This is a genomic window from Serratia sp. JSRIV002 (genome assembly GCF_019968725.1).
Lineage (GTDB): Bacteria > Pseudomonadota > Gammaproteobacteria > Enterobacterales > Enterobacteriaceae > Chania > Chania fonticola_B.
The window spans coordinates 4,674,494-4,693,767 of record NZ_CP074143.1 but is presented as its reverse complement, the minus strand read 5'-3'; the positions used below and the strand labels follow the sequence as shown (position 1 = coordinate 4,693,767).

The following is a 19,274-nucleotide window of genomic DNA, read 5'->3' as shown; positions in this document are numbered from 1 at the left end:
ACCCGTGGGCATAGCGGTACAAGAATCGCAAATGCCAGGCTTAAACCCGCTCATAGCGAGAGAAATCTCATTGTGTAATGTGATAAGTCTGGCAGATTGTGTACTTTCAAAAGTGTCATGTGACACAAATGGGTGATGGTAAGGAGTTTATAGTGAAAAAGTGGTTATGTGCCGCAGGCCTCGGTTTAGCAATGGCTGCTTCTGCAGGCGTTCAGGCAGCTGACAAAATTGCTGTTGTTAACGTTTCTAGCATTTTCCAACAGCTGCCAGCTCGTGAAACCGTAGCCAAGCAATTGGAAAGCGAATTCAAAGGCCGTGCAAGCGAACTCCAGAACATGGAACGCGATCTGCAAACCAAAATGCAGAAACTGCAGCGTGATGGTTCTACCATGAAAGCCAGCGATCGCACCAAGATGGAAAAAGACGTGATGGCTCAGCGTGAGCAGTTCTCTCAGAAAGCGCAGGCTTTCGAGCAGGACAATCGTCGTCGCCAGATGGAAGAGCGTAACAAGATCCTGAGCCGTATTCAGGATGCTGTGAAAGCTGTTGCCAGCAAAGAAGGCTATGACGTCGTGATCGACGCCAACGCAGTGGCTTACGCAGGAACTTCTAAAGATATTACTGCAGACGTGCTGAAACAGGTTAAATAACGCCATGCCTTCAATTCGACTGGCTGATTTAGCGCAGCAGTTGGATGCACAATTGCACGGTGATGGCGATCTCGTCATCACCGGCATTGCTTCTATGCATTCCGCACAGCCTGGCCAAATCACGTTTTTGTCAAACAGCCGCTACCAAGAGCAGTTGTCTTCCTGCCAGGCGAGTGCCGTGGTACTCACCGAAGCAGACCTACCACACTGCCGTAGCGCAGCGCTGGTGGTGAAAAACCCTTACCTGACCTATGCGCGTATGGCGCAGTTGATGGACACCACGCCAGCACCCGCAGCAGATATCGCGCCAAGCGCGGTGATCTCTCCGCAGGCCAAGCTGGGACAGAACGTTGCTATTGGGGCGAACGCGGTTATCGAATCCGGTGTTGAACTGGGTGATAACGTGGTCATCGGCCCGGGTTGCTTTATCGGCAAGCAGGCACGCATCGGCGCAGGTACGCGTCTGTGGGCCAACGTGACGATTTATCATGAAGTGGAAATCGGCCAGCACTGCCTGATCCAATCGGGAACGGTGATTGGTGCGGACGGTTTCGGCTACGCCAACGAGCGTGGCAACTGGATCAAGATCCCGCAGCTTGGCACGGTGATTATTGGCGATCGCGTTGAGATTGGGGCCTGTACCACCATCGATCGCGGCGCGTTGGATAACACCCAGATTGGGAATGGTGTTATCATAGATAACCAGTGTCAGATTGCACACAACGTGGTGATTGGCGAGAATACCGCCGTCGCGGGCGGTGTGATCATGGCGGGTAGCCTGAAAATCGGGCGCTATTGCCAAATTGGCGGCGCCAGTGTGATCAATGGTCACATGGAGATTGCTGACCAGGTAGTTGTCACCGGGATGGGAATGGTTATGCGACCAATCACCGAACCTGGGGTATACTCCTCTGGCATTCCGTTACAACCCAACAAAGTTTGGCGTAAAACCGCGGCGTTGGTGATGAATATCGATGAGATTAGCAAGCGCTTGAAAGCTGTCGAACGAAAAGTCGGAAAAGACTAATCACCACGGCCCGGGATGCTGGGTATAAAACGAAACGCGTTGGCAATGATGCCAAAAGCGCAAAGAGTTGTTAATTTGCGGCCTGCCTGATGATCTCCTTTTTGGGGTCAACGCAGGCCGTGTTGTTGATGCCATCAGTTTTTAGAGACAGGAAGAGTATTTTGACTACTGACACTCATACTCTAGATATTGCAGAAATTCTGGAACTGCTTCCTCACCGTTATCCATTCTTGCTGGTTGACCGTGTATTGGATTTCGAAGAGCATAAATATCTGCGTGCAGTGAAGAACGTATCCGTTAATGAGCCGTTTTTCCAGGGGCATTTCCCTGGTAAACCGATTTTTCCAGGCGTGCTGATTTTGGAAGCTATGGCTCAGGCCACGGGTATCCTGGCATTTAAGAGCGTGGGTAAACTGGAACCGGGCGAGCTGTACTATTTCGCCGGTATTGACGAGGCTCGCTTCAAGCGCCCTGTGGTGCCTGGCGATCAGATGATTATGGAAGTCACTTTCGAAAAAACCCGTCGTGGTTTAACCCGCTTTAAAGGCGTGGCGACCGTCGACGGAAAAATTGTCTGCGAAGCAACCATGATGTGTGCCCGCAGCCGGGAGGCATAATCCGTGATTGATAAAACCGCCTTTATCCATCCAAGTGCGATCGTTGAAGAAGGCGCCGTCATCGGCGCTGGTGCGCATATAGGTCCCTTCTGCTACGTCGGCTCCCAGGTGGAAATCGGCGCGGGTACGGTCCTCAAATCGCATGTGGTGGTGAACGGTATCACCAAGATTGGCCGCGATAACGAGATCTATCAGTTTGCCTCTATTGGTGAAGTGAATCAGGATCTGAAATACGCTGGCGAACCGACTCGGGTTGAAGTCGGCGATCGTAACCGCATTCGTGAGAGCGTCACCATTCATCGCGGTACTGCGCAGGGAACGGGCCTGACCAAAGTCGGTAATGACAACCTGCTGATGGTCAACGTGCACGTTGCTCATGACTGCGTGGTGGGTAATTCCTGCGTGTTGGCCAACAACGCCACGCTGGCTGGTCACGTGGAGATCGACGATTTCGCCATCATTGGCGGCATGACCGCGATCCACCAATTCTGTGTGATTGGTGCCCATGTGATGGTCGGTGGTTGCTCCGGTGTCGCTCAGGACGTACCGCCTTTTGTCATCGCGCAGGGTAACCACGCAACGCCATTTGGTATTAACGCCGTAGGCCTGAAACGCCGTGGTTTTGATAAGGATGAAATGCAGGCGATCCGCAACGCCTACAAAATCCTCTATCGCAGCGAGAAGACCTTCGACGAGGCTAAAGCAGAGATCGAAACTCTGGCGCAACAGCAGCCCGTGGTGCAGCAGTTCCTCGATTTCTTTGCGCGTTCTACCCGTGGGATTATTCGCTGAGTTATGCCAAATCGTCCATTGACTATCGGATTGGTCGCCGGGGAAACTTCCGGTGATATTCTGGGTGCCGGTTTAATTCGTGCGCTTAAGACGCACTACCCAAGCGCCCGCTTTGTCGGTGTCGCTGGCCCGCTGATGCAGGCCGAAGGGTGTGAAACCTGGTACGAAATGGAAGAGCTGGCGGTGATGGGCGTGGTAGAGGTGCTTGAGCGTCTGCCACGCCTGTTGAAGATCCGCAAGGATCTGACCCGCCGGTTCAGTGAGCTGAAGCCTGACGTGTTTGTCGGTATTGATGCGCCAGACTTCAACCTCACGCTGGAAGGCCGCCTGAAACAGCGCGGTATCCGCACTATTCACTATGTCAGCCCGTCCGTTTGGGCCTGGCGTCAGAAACGCGTTTTCAAAATTGGTAAAGCGACCGACCTGGTGTTGGCGTTCCTCCCTTTCGAAAAAGCGTTTTACGATCGTTTCAACGTCCCTTGCCGCTTTATCGGTCATACCATGGCCGATGCGATGCCATTGCAGGCGGATAAGCTGGCCGCACGCGCTACGCTGGGCATTGCCCCGGGCGCTCGCTGTTTGGCATTGCTACCCGGCAGCCGTAATGCCGAAGTGGAAATGCTCAGTGGTGACTTCCTGCGTACCGCACAACTGCTACGCGAGCATTATCCCGATCTGGAAGTGGTGGTGCCTTTGGTCAATGCCAAGCGCCGTGAGCAGTTTGAGCGCATCAAGGCCGAGGTTGCGCCGGAGCTCAAGGTTCACCTGCTGGATGGCAAAGGGCGTGAGGCAATGGTGGCCAGCGATGCGGCACTGTTGGCTTCCGGCACCGCAGCGCTGGAATGCATGTTGGCAAAATGCCCGATGGTGGTGGGCTACCGCATGAAGCCATTTACCTTCTGGCTGGCGGAGCGGCTGGTCAAAACCCCGTATGTCTCATTGCCTAACCTGCTGGCGGGGCGTGAAATCGTCACCGAACTGCTGCAACACGATTGTGTACCGGATAAGCTGGCCGCGGCGTTATTGCCGTTGCTGGAAGACAGCCCGCAGACGGAGCTGTTGAAACAGACCTTCCTTGAACTGCATCAGAGCATTCGCTGTGGTGCCGATGAACAGGCCGCTCAGGCTGTATTGGAGCTGGCGAAAGCATGATGGAACCCTTTGTTTACCCTGCCGCCCGGTTGTTTGCCGGTGTGGATGAAGTGGGGCGCGGGCCTTTGGTGGGCGCCGTTGTGACCGCTGCGGTGATCCTCGATCCTGCACGGCCGATTGTTGGCCTGGCGGATTCCAAAAAGCTCAGTGAGAAGCGCCGCCTGGCGTTATACGACGAGATCCTGGAAAAGGCGCTGTCCTGGAGCCTGGGGCGGGCTGAACCGGTCGAGATCGACCAACTGAATATCCTGCATGCCACCATGCTGGCGATGCAGCGTGCGGTGGCGGGTTTGCATATCGCACCGGACATGGTGTTGATTGACGGCAACCGTTGCCCCAAATTGCCGATGCGTTCGTTAGCGGTGGTGAAAGGGGATAGCCGGGTAGCGGAAATCAGTGCTGCATCGATTCTGGCGAAGGTGACCCGCGATCGCGAGATGACCGAGCTGGATGCGATTTTCCCGGATTACGGTTTTGCCCAACACAAGGGCTATCCGACTGCGTTCCATCTGGAAAAGCTGGCTGCTCTGGGTGCTACCGAGCATCATCGCCGCAGTTTTGCCCCGGTCAGACGAGTGCTGGAATCTGGCTCGTTCGCATAGTTCACGCGATGCTTAAAATTACGCCCCCTCTCCTTTTGGGAGAGGGTCGGGGTGAGGGGAAATGGCTACGGTGATCTTCCCCATACCCTAATGTAACCCTGGTTCAGTGTGCTGAACCCCAACACGTTGGTATCTGGATATGGCCGAACCTCGTTTTATTCATCTGCGCGTCCACAGTGACTACTCCATGATTGATGGATTGGCCAAGATCGGCCCGTTGGTGAAAAGAGCTGCCGCGTTAGCCATGCCAGCCTTGGCCGTCACCGACTTCACCAATATGTGTGGTCTGGTGAAGTTTTATGGCAGTGCGCACGGTGCCGGGATCAAACCGATCATCGGTGCGGATTTCCATGTGCAAAGCGAAGAGCTGGGCGATGAGCTGGCACAGCTTACCGTGCTGGCAGCCGATAACGTTGGCTATCAAAACCTCACCCTATTAATCTCCAGGGCGTATCAGCGCGGTTATGGCCCGGCCGGTCCGGTGATCGATCGCGACTGGCTGATAGAACACCGCAGCGGGTTGATCCTGCTTTCCGGTGCACGCATGGGCGACGTCGGCAAGTTTCTGCTGCGTGGCAACCAGGCCCTGGTCGATCAATGCCTGGAGTTTTACCAGCAGCATTTCCCGGACAGCTATTATCTCGAACTGATCCGCACTGGCCGTGCGGATGAAGAAAACTATCTGCACGCCGCCGTAGCCCTGGCAACCGAACGTGGGTTGCCGGTAGTCGCCACCAACGACGTCCGTTTCCTGGTGGAAGATGATTTTGATGCCCATGAGATCCGCGTAGCGATCCATGATGGCTTCACGCTCGACGATCCCAAACGCCCGAAAAACTACAGCCCGCAGCAGTACATGCGCAGCGAAGAGGAAATGTGCGAGCTGTTTGCCGACATCCCGGAAGCGTTGCTAAACAGTGTGGAAATTGCCAAGCGCTGTAATGTCACCATCCGTTTGGGCGAATATTTCCTGCCACAGTTCCCCACCGGCGATATGACCACCGAAGATTTCCTGGTGCTCAAGTCCAAAGAGGGGTTGGAAGAACGTCTGGAGTTCCTGTTCCCAGATCCGGAGGTCCGTGCCGAGCGCCGTCCTGAATACGATGAGCGTCTGGATCTGGAACTGAAAGTGATCAACCAGATGGGATTCCCGGGTTACTTCCTGATCGTCATGGAATTCATCCAGTGGTCGAAAGATAACGACGTGCCGGTAGGCCCGGGGCGTGGTTCCGGTGCCGGTTCGCTGGTGGCCTATGCGCTGAAAATCACCGATCTCGACCCGTTGGAGTTTGACCTTCTGTTCGAACGCTTCCTGAACCCGGAACGTGTCTCGATGCCCGACTTCGACGTCGACTTCTGCATGGAAAAGCGTGACCTGGTCATCGAGCACGTGGCGGACATGTATGGCCGTGAGGCGGTATCGCAGATCATCACCTTCGGTACCATGGCGGCGAAAGCGGTGATCCGCGACGTGGGTCGCGTGCTGGGGCATCCTTATGGCTTCGTTGACCGTATCTCCAAGCTGGTGCCGCCCGATCCGGGCATGACGCTGGAAAAAGCCTTTGCCGCAGAGCCGCAGCTGCCAGAAATCTATGAGGCAGACGAAGAGGTCAAAGCGCTGATCGACATGGCGCGCAAGCTGGAAGGCGTGACGCGTAACGCCGGTAAGCACGCCGGGGGCGTGGTGATTGCGCCAACCAAGATCACCGACTTTGCCCCGCTTTATTGCGATGCCGAAGGTAACCACCCGGTCACCCAGTTTGACAAGAACGACGTGGAATACGCCGGGCTGGTGAAGTTCGACTTCCTCGGTCTGCGTACCCTGACCATCATCGACTGGGCGTTGGAGATGATTAACGCCCGTCGCGCCAAGACCGGGTTGGAACCGATAGATATCGCGGCCATTCCGCTCGATGACAAGAAAAGCTTCGACATGTTGCAACGCTCGGAAACCACTGCGGTATTCCAGCTTGAATCGCGCGGCATGAAGGATTTGATCAAACGTCTGAAGCCTGACTGCTTCGAAGACATGATCGCACTGGTAGCGCTGTTCCGCCCCGGCCCGTTGCAGTCCGGCATGGTAGATAACTTTATCGACCGTAAGCACGGGCGCGAAGAGATCTCCTATCCTGATATCCAGTGGCAGCATGAATCGTTGAAGCCAGTGCTGGAGCCGACGTATGGCATCATCCTGTACCAGGAACAGGTAATGCAGATCGCTCAGGTATTAGCTGGCTATACGCTGGGTGGTGCGGACATGCTGCGTCGCGCCATGGGTAAAAAGAACCCGGTCGAGATGGCCAAGCAGCGCGGCGGTTTTGAAGATGGTGCGAAATCGCGCGGCATTGACGGCGAACTGTCGGTAAAAATCTTCGATCTGGTAGAGAAGTTCGCGGGTTATGGCTTTAACAAATCGCACTCCGCTGCCTATGCGTTGGTGTCTTACCAGACGCTGTGGCTGAAGGCCCACTATCCGGCCGAATTTATGGCCGCGGTTATGACCGCCGATATGGATAATACCGATAAGGTGGTGGGGCTGGTGGATGAGTGCTGGCGCATGGGCCTGAAAATCCTGCCGCCGGACATCAACAGCGGGCAGTATCACTTCCACGTTAATGATGAGGGCGAGATCGTCTATGGCATCGGCGCCATCAAGGGCGTGGGGGAAGGGCCGATCGAAGCAATTATCGAAGCGCGTAATTCCGGCGAGCAGGGGTATTTCAAAGATCTGTTCGACCTGTGCGCCCGCTCCGATATTAAAAAGCTCAACCGCCGTATCCTGGAAAAGCTGATCATGTCTGGGGCGTTCGATCGCCTGGGGCCACACCGCGCCGCGTTGATGAACTCCCTGGGGGATGCGCTTAAAGCGGCCGATCAGCACGCCAAAGCCGAAGCCATCGGCCAGGCGGATATGTTTGGCGTGCTGGCGGAAGCGCCGGAACAGGTGGAGCAATCCTACGCCAACGTTCCCCCTTGGCAGGAACAGGTGGTGCTGGATGGTGAACGGGAAACGCTGGGGCTGTATCTTACCGGCCACCCGATCACTCAGTACCTCAAAGAAATCGAGCGCTATGCCGGTGGCCAGCGCCTGAAAGATATGCATCCGACGGATCGCGGCAAGATGACTACTGCCGTCGGGTTGGTGATTGCTTCCAAGATCATGATGACCAAACGCGGCAACCGCATCGGCATTTGTACGCTGGATGACCGTTCTGGGCGTCTGGACATTATGTTATTCACCGATGCCTTGGAAAAATACCAGCATTTGTTGGAAAAAGACCGTATCCTGATCGCGACTGGACAGGTCAGCTTTGATGACTTTAACGGCGGGCTTAAAATGACCGCTCGTGAATTAATGGACATCAGTGAAGCACGTGAAAAATACGCTCGCGGGCTTGCTATCTCGCTGACGGACAGGCAAATTGATGACCAGCTTTTGAACCGTCTCCGTCAGTCTTTGGAACCCCATCGCTCGGGGACGATTCCAGTGCATCTCTACTATCAACGGGAAGATGCACGGGCAAGATTGCGCTTTGGTGCAACTTGGCGCGTGACGCCGACCGACCGCTTGTTGATAGATTTGCGGACCTTGGTAGGTAATGAGCAGGTGGAACTGGAATTTGACTAAAATAGGAATGCTATGAGTCTGAATTTTCTTGATTTTGAACAGCCGATTGCAGAGCTGGAAGCGAAAATTGACTCGCTGACCGCAGTCAGCCGTCAAGACGAAAAATTAGATATTAATCTGGACGAAGAGGTTCAGCGCCTGCGTGAGAAGAGCGTTGAGCTGACGCGCAAGATTTTTTCCGATCTTGGGGCCTGGCAGATTGCCCAATTGGCACGCCACCCGCGCCGTCCTTATACCCTGGATTATATCAAACACATCTTTACCGACTTTGAAGAGCTGGCAGGCGATCGCGCCTATGCCGATGACAAAGCCATTGTCGGTGGTATTGCGCGCCTCGATGGCCGCCCGGTGATGATCATTGGTCATCAGAAAGGGCGTGAAACCAAAGAGAAAATCCGCCGCAACTTCGGTATGCCAGCACCGGAAGGCTATCGCAAAGCGCTGCGCCTGATGGAAATGGCCTCCCGCTTCAAGATGCCGCTGATCACCTTCATCGATACCCCAGGTGCTTATCCTGGCGTGGGTGCGGAAGAGCGTGGCCAGTCTGAGGCGATCGCCCGCAACCTGCGTGAAATGTCTCGCCTGAATATCCCGGTGATCTGCACCGTGATCGGCGAAGGCGGCTCCGGCGGGGCATTGGCGATCGGCGTGGGCGATAAAGTGAATATGCTGCAGTACAGCACCTATTCGGTGATCTCGCCGGAGGGCTGTGCCTCGATCCTGTGGAAAAGTGCCGATAAGGCACCGATTGCCGCAGAAGCGATGGGCATCACTGCACCGCGTCTGAAAGAGCTGAAGCTGATCGATTCTGTGATCCCAGAGCCTTTGGGCTCCGCTCACCGCGACGTACCGGCAATGGCGGCTTCGCTGAAAGCCCAACTGTTGGCGGACTTGGCGGATCTGGATGGCCTGAACAACGAAGAGTTGCTCAACCGTCGCTATCAACGGCTGATGAACTACGGTTACTGCTGAGTTTGTTCGCCTGATGACTAACCGCCTTTCGGGGCGGTTTTTTTATGCGCGTAAGACAGCCCCGGCTTTTTATGTTGTTATAAGCTATTGGTAGTTAACTGAAGGATAGCTGCGATGAATATCATTGCGATCATGAGCCCGATGGGCGTGTATTACAAAGACGAGCCTATCCGCGAACTGCACGTGGCGCTGGCCTCAATGGGTTTCCAACTGGTGTTCCCGAAGAACAGCGGTGACCTGCTCAAGCTGATCGAACACAATGCGCGTATCTGTGGGGTGATCTTCGACTGGGATGAATACAGCCTGGAGCTGTGCAGCGAAATCAATGAGCTGAATGAATACCTGCCGCTGTATGCGTTTATCAACACTCACTCCACCTTTGACGTCCACCTGCACGAAATGCGTATGGTGCTCTATTTCTTCGAGTATGGTCTGAACGCTGCCGACGATATCGCCCAGCGCATTCGCCAGTATACCGATGAATATATGGATACCATCACTCCTCCGCTGACCAAGGCGCTGTTCACCTATGTGAAGGAGGGGAAATATACCTTCTGTACGCCGGGCCATATGGCGGGCACCGCGTTCCAGAAAAGCCCGGTGGGCTGCCTGTTCTACGATTTCTTTGGTGCCAACACCCTGAAGGCGGATATTTCCATCTCGGTGACGGAGCTCGGCTCGCTGCTGGATCACACTGGCCCGCATCTGGAGGCGGAGGAGTACATTGCCCGCACGTTCAACGCGGAGCAAAGCTATCTGGTGACCAACGGCACCTCTACCGCCAACAAGATTGTCGGCATGTATTCGGCACCTGCCGGAAGTACGGTACTGATTGACCGTAACTGCCATAAGTCGCTGTGTCACCTGCTGATGATGTGTGACATCGTGCCGATTTATCTGCGCCCGTTGCGAAATGCGTACGGTATTTTAGGCGGCATTCCCCAGCGCGAATTTACCCGCGACAGCATTGCCAAGCGGGTGGAAGACACAGCCAACGCCAGCTGGCCGGTGCATGCGGTGATCACCAACTCCACCTATGATGGCCTGCTGTATAACACCGATTACATCAAGCAAACGCTGGACGTGGCGTCGATCCACTTCGATTCGGCCTGGGTGCCTTACACCAATTTCCACCCGATTTATGACGGCAAAAGCGGCATGAGTGGCGATCGCATCCCAGGCAAGGTGATCTATGAAACTCAATCGACCCACAAGCTGCTGGCGGCGTTCTCTCAGGCTTCGATGATCCACATTAAAGGGGATTATGATGAGAACACCTTTAACGAAGCTTACATGATGCACACCACCACTTCGCCGCATTATGGCATTGTGGCTTCAATGGAAACCGCTGCGGCGATGCTACGTGGCAATCCAGGGCGGCGCATGATTAACCGTTCGGTGGAGCGAGCCCTGCATTTTCGTCGTGAAGTGCAACGCCTGCGCGCTGAGAGTGATACCTGGTTCTTCGATATCTGGCAGCCGGAAGAGATTGACGAAGCACAGTGCTGGCCGCTGAATCCGGACGATAACTGGCATGGCTTTGGCCAGACCGACAGCGATCATATGTATCTGGATCCGATCAAGGTCACCATTTTGACGCCGGGGATGAACGAACTGGGTGAGCTGGAGGAAAGTGGGATCCCTGCCGCGCTGGTAGCGAAATACCTGGATGAGCGTGGGATCGTGGTGGAGAAAACCGGCCCGTACAACTTGCTGTTCCTGTTTAGCATTGGTATCGACAAGACCAAGGCGATGAGCCTGCTGCGCAGCCTGACGGATTTCAAACGAGCTTACGATCTTAACCTGCGGGTGAAGAACATGCTGCCGGATCTGTATGCGGAAGATCCGGACTTCTACCGCCATATGCGCATTCAGGATCTGGCCGCCGGGATCCACCAACTGATCCGCCAGCACGATTTACCGGGCCTGATGTTGCGTGCGTTTGACGTATTGCCAGAAATGAAGCTGACGCCTTATGAGATGTTCCAGCAGCAGGTACGCGGCAATGTGGAAACCTGCGAGATCGATCAGTTGATCGGCAAGGTGGCGGCGAACATGATCCTGCCTTATCCGCCGGGCGTACCGGTCGTGATGCCGGGGGAGATGATCACCGAAGAGAGCCGCGCGGTGCTCGATTTCCTGCTGATGCTGTGCTCGATCGGTGAACACTATCCAGGTTTTGAAACCGATATCCACGGCGCTAAACTGACCGAGGATGGGCGCTATCTGGTGAAGGTGCTGAAAACTAAATAACTTACGGAGTCCATCCATGTTGGCATTACGACAGGTTCACCATATAGCGGTGATTGGTTCTGATTACGCCGCCAGTAAGCACTTTTACTGCGATATCCTGGGGTTCACCCTGTTAGCGGAATATTACCGTGAAGAACGTGACTCCTGGAAAGCCGATCTGGCGCTGAATGGCCAATACGTCATTGAACTGTTTTCTTTCCCATCCCCTCCAGCCAGGCCGAGCCGCCCGGAAGCCTGTGGCCTGCGTCACCTGGCATTCAGCGTAGAGGATATCGAGGCATCGATCGCGCATTTACAGGCGGCAGGGGTCGTTTGCGAGCCGGTTCGGGTCGATCCCTATACCCAATCCCGCTTTACCTTTTTCAGCGATCCTGACGGATTACCGCTCGAATTATATGAACTATGAATGCTTAATCTGCTGAGAACGGCCCAAGTTATGGGTCGTTATGCTATCATCGCGCCCTTGCCCTCAGTGTCCACAGAGTTATTTCCGCCATGCAAGAGCCTGTTTTCCGCGTCGGGGAGTGGCTGATCACCCCGGCCGACAACCGCATAAGCCGTGATGGGCGTCAACGGACGCTGGAACCGCGCCTGATCGATATGTTGCAGTACTTTGCCCAGCACCCGGACGTGGTGCTCAGCCGCGACGAGCTGATTGATAACATCTGGAAGCGTAATATCGTCACCAACCATGTGGTGACCCAGTGTATTTCCGAACTGCGCAAATATCTGAAAGACGGCGATCCAGACAGCCCCGAATACATCATCACCGTCCCCAAACGCGGTTATAAACTAACGGCACCGGTCATGTGGTGTGAAGAGGGGGAGGACGCGCCGCCGTTGCTACCCCAGGTGGCCGTGGTAATGCATGAGCCGGAAGATGGCAGCGAGGAAGAGGCTCCCGCCTATATACCGCCGCGCCCGCCCACCAAGCCAAAGACCCTGTTACCTAGTGCGGCAGGTCGTTTTTATCAACGCTCACCCTTTTGGGTCTGGCTGGCTTTTCTGGCGGCGCTGTCTGCCTGCGTCGCCTTTGTTGGCATTGCGACCCTGTCTCAGCGCGTGCCGGTGTCCACTATGCCGGTGTTGCTCAACCCGCGTGATATCGATATTCGTATCCAGGGGGGTAACAGCTGCAGCAACTGGACGCCACAGCTCTCTTACGTAGTTGGCGTGAGTGAGCTGGTTACCGACGCGCTGAATACCTATTCCACGTTTCTGGTACACGATCAGACCAACTATAACTTTGCCGGGCCGAGCAGCTCCGGCAAGTCGCTGTATATCGAGTTCGTTAACCAACGCCATTACCGTGCCCAGCAATGCTTCCTGTCGGTGCGGCTGGTGGATAATGCCGACAGCTCGATCATGCTGGATAAGCGCTACTTTATTACCACCGATAATCAGCTAAAAATTCAGCAGGATTTCCTTGCCAGCCTGTCGGCGGCGCTGAAACAGCCTTGGCCGCAGCAACTGGCGCAGCGTTTGGCGCAGCTGCTGCCGCAAAATGGCCCGGCGCTGCAGCGTTTCTATCAGGCACATCAGTTGCTGGTACAGGGAGATGCGGACTCACTGACCCGCGCCAGCAGCCAATTGGAGGCAATAATCAAAGCCTCGCCGGACTTTGAGTATGCCGTTGCCGAAAAAGTGCTGGTGGATTTGTTGCGTAACTCCTACCAACCCCTTGATGCGGCCGAACTCGCACAGCTACGAACGGATATTACCCGGCTGGGGACGTTACCAGCATTGGTAAATTCACCCATCTTGCAGCAGATAGTTACCGTCGATGCCTTGTCGCAGGGAAAAACCGATGAGGCTTATCGCGCCATTAATAAAGCTATCGATCTACAGATGTCATGGTTGAACTATGTATTACTAGGCAAAGTCTACGAAATGCAGGGCCATAACCATCAGGCTGCGGATTCTTATATTACGGCTTTCAACCTTCGCCCCGGTGAAAATACGCTGCATTGGATCCGTAATGGCGTATTCCAAACCTCAGTCACCGCCGTTGTTCCTTATTTAGACAACTACGACACGCAAAAATAACTCTATTGCCAACTGTTCTTTTAAAACAGCGACACTTAAAGTCTAAGGTCGGTGGGAGTCATGCAGGTTAGCCGACCGTTGAGCGCAGGGATGCGCGATTGCGAGCCCCCAGGGATGGGTTTACGGCGTGTCGGCGTTCTGCATGACTCCCATCGGCTTCACTCTTAATTCCCGCTATCCCATGTAAATATCCTGTTGTTTCTAAACAAACTTTATCTTTTCTTTAGCTTATCCTGCCTTCTTGATAAGTGAGTCAAAAACCTCCAGATCTCATTTGTAGGATCATGAGCGTAATTTCACCTTATCTTTAGGACTTTATTTGGGCCGATCGTTAGCATCCTGATTATCAAGTCTGTTCATTAATCTCGCCTCTTAATGCTCAGCACTTACCAGCATCGATAATCAGGAGAAACTGACCATGGCTTCATCCAAGAAAATAGGGCTTATTGCCTGCACCGGCGTCGTCGCCGGTAATATGATGGGGAGCGGGATTGCCTTATTACCGGCAAACCTGGCAAGTCTGGGATCTATCGCCATCTGGGGATGGGTGATTTCTATCATCGGCGCGATGTCATTGGCTTATGTTTACGCCCGCCTGGCGACCAAAAACCCGCAGCAGGGTGGGCCAATTGCCTATGCGGGGGAAATCTCCCCGGCGTTCGGTTTCCAGACTGGCGTACTTTACTACCATGCCAACTGGATCGGTAACCTGGCAATCGGCATTACCGCCGTTTCTTATCTCTCTACTTTCTTCCCCGCGTTGAATAATCCGGTACCGGCCGGGATTGCCTGTATCGCCATCGTCTGGATATTCACCTTTGTCAATCTGCTGGGGGGCACCTGGGTCAGCCGCTTGACCACGCTGGGCCTGGTACTGGTCTTGATCCCGGTAGTGGTCACCGCCGTGGCCGGTTGGCACTGGTTTGATGTTGCCACCTATCAAGCCAACTGGAATACCTCGGGTACCACCGACAGCCATGCCGTGGTGAAAAGTATCCTGCTCTGCCTGTGGGCGTTTATCGGCGTTGAATCCGCCGCCGTCAGCACCGGGATGGTAAAAAACCCTAAACGTACCGTACCACTGGCTACCATGCTGGGTACCGGCCTGGCTGGGATTATCTACATTGCCGCCACTCAGGTGATGAGCGGGATGTTCCCAGCGGCGCAAATGGCCGCCAGCGGTGCGCCATTCGCCATCAGCGCTTCCGCCATTATGGGTAACTGGGCCGCTCCGATGGTATCCGCCTTCACCGCCTTTGCCTGCCTGACCTCGTTGGGTTCCTGGATGATGCTGGTAGGCCAGGCCGGGGTGCGTGCGGCCAACGACGGCAACTTCCCGAAAGTGTATGGCGAACTGGATAAAAACGGCATTCCGAAGAAGGGCCTGCTGTTGGCAAGCTGCAAAATGACCGCGCTGATGGTGTTGATCACCGTGATGAACTCCAGTGGTGGCAAGGCTTCCGACCTGTTCGGCGAACTGACCGGTATCGCGGTGCTGCTGACCATGCTGCCTTACTTCTACTCCTGCGTTGACCTGATCCGCTTTGAAGGCGTCAACGTGCGTAACCTGCTGAGCCTGGTGGCGTCGGTACTGGGCTGTGGATTCTGCTTTATCGCCCTGATGGGCGCCAACTCCTTCGAGCTGTCCGGCACCTTTATCGTCAGCCTGATCATCCTGATGTTCTATGCCCGCAAAATGAATACCCGCCAGGTTGCCAAAGCAGCCGCAGCGGTCAACGACAGCACCACGGCCAAAGCGCACTGAGATTGCGTGCTCTGACCCACTGAATTTACCCAGCCCCTTTCTTTCCGACCTGTCAGCCGCGACGGGAAGGGGCCCGCTTTGCCTGGAGAAATGATTATGAACGTTATTGCCATCATGAATCACATGGGTGTCTACTTCAAAGAAGAGCCGATCCGCGAACTGCATCAGGCGCTGGAAAGCCTGGACTTCCGCATCGTCTACCCTAATGACCGTGAAGATTTATTAAAGCTGATCGAAAACAATGCCCGCCTGTGCGGCGTGATTTTCGATTGGGACAAATACAACCTTGAGCTGTGCGAAGAGATCAGCCAGCTCAATGAATACATGCCGCTGTATGCCTTTGCCAATACCTATTCGACGCTTGATGTCAGCCTCAACGATCTGCGCATGCAGGTGCGCTTCTTCGAATACGCGCTGGGCGCGGCAAAAGATATCGCCGCCAAGATCAAACAGAACACCGACGAGTATATCGATGCCATCCTGCCACCGCTGACCAAGGCGCTGTTCAAATACGTGCGTGAAGGCAAATATACCTTCTGTACTCCAGGCCATATGGGCGGCACCGCCTTCCAGAAAAGCCCGGTAGGCAGCCTGTTCTATGACTTCTTTGGCCCGAATACCATGAAGTCTGACATCTCCATTTCGGTTTCCGAACTGGGTTCGCTGTTGGATCACTCCGGCCCGCACAAAGAGGCCGAAGAGTATATTTCCCGCGTGTTCAATGCCGAACGCAGCTACATGGTGACCAACGGCACCTCTACCGCCAACAAGATTGTTGGTATGTATGCCGCTCCGGCAGGCAGCACCGTGCTGATCGACCGTAACTGCCACAAATCATTGACCCATCTGATGATGATGAGTGACATCACGCCGATCTACTTCCGGCCAACCCGTAATGCCTACGGTATTCTCGGCGGTATCCCGCAGAGCGAATTCAGCCGCGCTACTATCGCCAAGCGGGTGAAAGAAACGCCGAACGCCAGCTGGCCAGCGCACGCGGTGATCACCAATTCCACCTACGACGGCCTGCTCTACAACACCGATTTCATCAAACAGACTCTGGACGTTAAATCGATCCACTTTGATTCTGCCTGGGTGCCTTACACCAACTTCCATCCGATCTACAAAGGCAAATGCGGTATGAGCGGGGGCCGGGTTGAAGGCAAGGTGATCTATGAAACCCAGTCGACCCACAAACTGCTGGCGGCGTTCTCGCAGGCTTCGATGATCCACGTTAAAGGGGACATCAACGAAGAGACCTTTAACGAAGCCTATATGATGCACACCACTACCTCGCCGCATTACGGCATCGTGGCGTCCACCGAAACCGCCGCTGCGATGATGAAGGGCAACGCCGGTAAGCGCATGATTAACGGTTCCATCGAGCGTGCCATCAAGTTCCGCAAGGAAATCAAACGGCTGAAAGTGGAGTCCGAAGGCTGGTTCTTTGACGTCTGGCAGCCTGAGCATATCGATGAGCCAGAATGCTGGCCGCTGCGTTCCGACAGCGCCTGGCACGGCTTCAAAAACATCGATAACGAACACATGTATCTCGACCCGATCAAGGTGACCATCCTCACCCCCGGGATGAGCAAAGAAGGTGAGATGCAGCCGTTCGGTATCCCAGCCAGCCTGGTAGCCAAATACCTGGATGAGCGCGGCATCATCGTGGAGAAAACCGGCCCGTACAACCTGCTGTTCCTGTTCAGCATTGGTATCGATAAAACCAAAGCGTTGAGCCTACTGCGCGCGATGACCGATTTCAAACGCTCGTTCGATTTGAACCTGCGGGTGAAAAACATGCTGCCATCGCTGTATCAGGAAGCGCCTGAGTTCTATGAAAACATGCGCATCCAGGATCTGGCGCAGAACATCCATCGCCTGGTCGAGCATCACAACCTGCCGGACCTGATGTACCGTGCGTTTGAAGTGCTGCCAACTATGGTGATGAACCCTTACCACGCCTTCCAGAAAGAGCTGCACGGGGAAGTGGAGGAAGTCTATCTGGAGGATATGGTCGGCAAGGTCAATGCCAATATGATCCTGCCTTATCCTCCAGGCGTGCCGTTGGTGATGCCGGGGGAAATGCTGACCGAAGAAAGCCGCCCGGTGCTGGAGTTCCTGCAAATGCTGTGTGAAATCGGCGCGCATTATCCGGGCTTTGAGACCGATATTCACGGGGCGTACCGCCAGCCGGATGGCCGCTACACGGTGAAAGTGTTGAAAGCGGAATAATGGCATCACAGGGGAAAGCACAGACGCTTTCCCCTTGCTTATCCTGATGGGAGTACACCATGAAAACACCCTCACAGCCGCGCGCTATCTACTATGTCGTTGCAATCCAAATCTGGGAGTATTTTAGTTTTTACGGCATGCGCGCGTTACTGATCCTCTATCTGACCCACCAGTTAGGCTACTCCGATAGCCACGCCATCACCCTTTTCAGCGCTTATGCCTCTTTGGTTTATGTCACCCCCATTCTGGGCGGCCTGCTGGCCGATCGCCTGTTGGGTAACCGCGTCTCGGTGATTGCCGGGGCGGCCTTGATGACCGTGGGCCATATCGTATTGGGGCTGGGTTCGGTCTCTGCCAACTCTCTTTACCTGGCGCTGGGCATAATCATCTGCGGCTACGGCCTGTTTAAATCCAATATCAGCTGCCTGCTGGGAGAGCTGTATCAGGCGCAGGATCCACGGCGGGAAGGCGGGTTTTCTCTGCTGTATGCGGCGGGGAACGTTGGCTCTATCCTGGCTCCGATCGCCTGTGGGTTGGCCGCTGAACGTTATGGCTGGCACGTCGGCTTTGCGCTGGCGGGAATAGGGATGTTTGCCGGGCTGATGATCTTCCTGTCGGGAAGTAAACATTTTCGGCATACGCGCGGGGTGAATATCCCGCTGATACAGGCCACCACGCTACGCTTGCCGCATTGGTTCTGGCTGGTGGCTGGGGTGCTGTGTGCTCCGCTGTTTTTCGCGCTGTTGTTTATTCACAACTGGGCCGGCTATCTGCTTGGCGTAGTGTGCGCCGTTGCGGTGGTGATCGTCATGCGTATCCTCTGGCGGGTGAGCGGTGAACAACGGCGGGCGTTATGGCAAATCATCATCTTGATGCTGCTGGGGACGCTGTTTTGGGCCTTTGCCCAACAGGGCGGCAGTTCGATCAGCCTGTTTATCGATCACTTTGTTGACCGGCAATGGTTCTCCTGGTCGGTACCTACTGCGCTGTTCCAGTCGGTAAACGCCTTTGCGGTCATGCTGGGCGGCGTACTGCTGGCCTGGCTGATGCGTAGCAGCCAGGGAAACGCTCAGACGGTGCGCATTTGGTGCAAGTTTGCCTTTGGCCTGCTGTTGATTGCGGTGGGCTTTATGCTGATGGCGCTAAATGCGCGCTGGGGGGAACTGCATGGCCAGGCCTCGATGGGGATGATGGTGGCCGGGCTGGCGGTGATGGGATTTGCCGAACTGTTTATCGATCCGGTGGCGATGGCCCAAATCACCCGGTTGGATATTCCTGGCGTCACCGGCGTGTTGACCGGTATTTATATGCTGGCGACCGGGTCGGTGGCTAATTATCTCGCGGGCCTGATTGCCAATCAGACCACCGAAAGCCAACTGGGTAATGCGATGATCGAAGCTTATGGCAAGGTTTTCACCCAGATAGGCTGGGGAGCCGCAGGCTGCGCCGCCTTGGTGCTGGCGGCTCTGGGGCTGTGGTGGGGAATGACCCGGCGCAATGATAGCGCGGTTAATGCTTGATTGATGGCGGTGGGC

The 19,274-nt window shown here is 55.0% G+C and carries 14 protein-coding genes; all 14 read left to right on the top strand.

Annotation, left to right across the window (positions count from 1 at the left end):
• The first annotated feature begins 152 nt into the window (after positions 1-152).
• The 14 genes from skp to dtpD all read left to right on the top strand — a co-directional run bounded on the left by skp (position 153) and on the right by dtpD (position 19,259).
• Positions 153-650 (top strand): molecular chaperone Skp, encoded by a 498-nt coding sequence (skp, locus tag KGP26_RS22095; RefSeq protein ID WP_021179917.1) that lies wholly within the window; start codon positions 153-155, stop codon positions 648-650.
• A 4-nt stretch (positions 651-654) separates the two neighbouring features.
• Positions 655-1,677, top strand: a complete 1,023-nt coding sequence (gene lpxD / locus KGP26_RS22090) for a UDP-3-O-(3-hydroxymyristoyl)glucosamine N-acyltransferase (protein WP_021806107.1) — start codon at positions 655-657, stop codon at positions 1,675-1,677.
• Positions 1,678-1,838: 161 nt separating this feature from the next.
• Positions 1,839-2,294, top strand: coding sequence for a 3-hydroxyacyl-ACP dehydratase FabZ (fabZ, locus tag KGP26_RS22085; RefSeq protein WP_021179919.1), 456 nt, complete (start codon positions 1,839-1,841; stop codon positions 2,292-2,294).
• Between the two features lie 3 nt (positions 2,295-2,297).
• Positions 2,298-3,086 (top strand): acyl-ACP--UDP-N-acetylglucosamine O-acyltransferase, encoded by a 789-nt coding sequence (lpxA, locus tag KGP26_RS22080; protein WP_021179920.1) that lies wholly within the window; start codon positions 2,298-2,300, stop codon positions 3,084-3,086.
• A 3-nt stretch (positions 3,087-3,089) separates the two neighbouring features.
• Complete coding sequence (gene lpxB / locus KGP26_RS22075; protein WP_059201635.1) at positions 3,090-4,238, top strand: lipid-A-disaccharide synthase; 1,149 nt, start codon at positions 3,090-3,092, stop codon at positions 4,236-4,238.
• The gene (gene rnhB, locus KGP26_RS22070) at positions 4,235-4,840 is read left to right on the top strand and encodes a ribonuclease HII (protein ID WP_021806105.1); all 606 of its coding nucleotides are present in this window, start codon (positions 4,235-4,237) and stop codon (positions 4,838-4,840) included. The genes lpxB and rnhB overlap by 4 nt, the downstream gene beginning before the upstream one ends.
• A gap of 139 nt (positions 4,841-4,979) precedes the next feature.
• Positions 4,980-8,468 carry a DNA polymerase III subunit alpha gene (gene dnaE, locus KGP26_RS22065; RefSeq protein ID WP_071682796.1) on the top strand — a complete coding sequence of 1,163 codons (3,489 nt, stop codon included), beginning with the start codon at positions 4,980-4,982 and terminating at the stop codon, positions 8,466-8,468.
• Positions 8,469-8,480: 12 nt separating this feature from the next.
• Positions 8,481-9,440 (top strand): acetyl-CoA carboxylase carboxyl transferase subunit alpha, encoded by a 960-nt coding sequence (gene accA, locus KGP26_RS22060; RefSeq protein WP_021806103.1) that lies wholly within the window; start codon positions 8,481-8,483, stop codon positions 9,438-9,440.
• A gap of 114 nt (positions 9,441-9,554) precedes the next feature.
• Entirely contained in the window at positions 9,555-11,693 is a 2,139-nt protein-coding gene (locus KGP26_RS22055; RefSeq protein ID WP_021806102.1) for a lysine decarboxylase LdcC, read from the top strand.
• Positions 11,694-11,709: 16 nt separating this feature from the next.
• Positions 11,710-12,099 carry a VOC family protein gene (locus KGP26_RS22050; protein ID WP_098929928.1) on the top strand — a complete coding sequence of 130 codons (390 nt, stop codon included), beginning with the start codon at positions 11,710-11,712 and terminating at the stop codon, positions 12,097-12,099.
• Positions 12,100-12,188: 89 nt separating this feature from the next.
• Complete coding sequence (cadC, locus tag KGP26_RS22045; RefSeq protein ID WP_223664621.1) at positions 12,189-13,739, top strand: lysine decarboxylation/transport transcriptional activator CadC; 1,551 nt, start codon at positions 12,189-12,191, stop codon at positions 13,737-13,739.
• A 418-nt stretch (positions 13,740-14,157) separates the two neighbouring features.
• Positions 14,158-15,504: a cadaverine/lysine antiporter gene (gene cadB, locus KGP26_RS22040; RefSeq protein ID WP_021806100.1), complete on the top strand. Its 1,347-nt coding sequence runs from the start codon at positions 14,158-14,160 to the stop codon at positions 15,502-15,504.
• Between the two features lie 96 nt (positions 15,505-15,600).
• On the top strand, positions 15,601-17,739 hold the full coding sequence (gene cadA / locus KGP26_RS22035; protein ID WP_021806099.1) for a lysine decarboxylase CadA: 2,139 nt from the start codon (positions 15,601-15,603) through the stop codon (positions 17,737-17,739).
• A 59-nt stretch (positions 17,740-17,798) separates the two neighbouring features.
• Positions 17,799-19,259, top strand: a complete 1,461-nt coding sequence (gene dtpD, locus KGP26_RS22030; protein ID WP_218518973.1) for a dipeptide permease DtpD — start codon at positions 17,799-17,801, stop codon at positions 19,257-19,259.
• Positions 19,260-19,274 lie beyond the last annotated feature (15 nt).

Coding starts and splice junctions, on each gene's coding strand:
- cadB (WP_021806100.1), top strand. CDS start 14,158: ATGGCTTCATCCAAGAAAATAGGGCTTATTGCCTGCACCGGCGTCGTC.
- accA (WP_021806103.1), top strand. CDS start 8,481: ATGAGTCTGAATTTTCTTGATTTTGAACAGCCGATTGCAGAGCTGGAA.
- rnhB (WP_021806105.1), top strand. CDS start 4,235: ATGATGGAACCCTTTGTTTACCCTGCCGCCCGGTTGTTTGCCGGTGTG.
- lpxD (WP_021806107.1), top strand. CDS start 655: ATGCCTTCAATTCGACTGGCTGATTTAGCGCAGCAGTTGGATGCACAA.
- dnaE (WP_071682796.1), top strand. CDS start 4,980: ATGGCCGAACCTCGTTTTATTCATCTGCGCGTCCACAGTGACTACTCC.
- dtpD (WP_218518973.1), top strand. CDS start 17,799: ATGAAAACACCCTCACAGCCGCGCGCTATCTACTATGTCGTTGCAATC.
- cadA (WP_021806099.1), top strand. CDS start 15,601: ATGAACGTTATTGCCATCATGAATCACATGGGTGTCTACTTCAAAGAA.
- cadC (WP_223664621.1), top strand. CDS start 12,189: ATGCAAGAGCCTGTTTTCCGCGTCGGGGAGTGGCTGATCACCCCGGCC.
- lpxB (WP_059201635.1), top strand. CDS start 3,090: ATGCCAAATCGTCCATTGACTATCGGATTGGTCGCCGGGGAAACTTCC.
- KGP26_RS22050 (WP_098929928.1), top strand. CDS start 11,710: ATGTTGGCATTACGACAGGTTCACCATATAGCGGTGATTGGTTCTGAT.
- KGP26_RS22055 (WP_021806102.1), top strand. CDS start 9,555: ATGAATATCATTGCGATCATGAGCCCGATGGGCGTGTATTACAAAGAC.